The following is a 376-nucleotide window of genomic DNA, read 5'->3' on the forward strand; positions in this document are numbered from 1 at the left end:
AAGTAAGCAATAGATTTCCTTTTGTCCTAATGGTAGTTTCATTGCTAGATTCTAAGTTTAGTTTATCATTAGCGATGAGTTTATATTCTCCCTCTACTCTCTCCACCACATTCCCCATTACCTCACTAGATTTATCTCCCTCTATTGTCGATTCCACATTCCCTTTTATTATTATTTCCTTATCCCCACCCACATATTCACTACTATTATGCTCTACTTTTAGTTTATTATCTGCTCCTATGCTTAAAGTATTGCTTGTGCCTACTATGGTGTTTTTTGATAATGCTATATTTGTATTAGGCTCAACCCAACTTAATCTTACATAAAGGAGTCTTAAGTTATGATACACACGATGAAAAACAAGTATATCATTCGT

At 33.8% G+C, this 376-nt stretch carries 1 protein-coding gene; it reads right to left on the bottom strand.

Features of this window, described 5'->3' with window-relative positions; translation table 11 throughout:
• On the bottom strand, window positions 1–376 hold a 376-nt coding region (locus tag ACWIX0_RS14300; RefSeq protein WP_454174631.1), incomplete at both ends, for a bacteriophage T4 gp5 trimerisation domain-containing protein.

The sequence above is a fragment of the Helicobacter sp. T3_23-1059 genome (genome assembly GCF_053654515.1).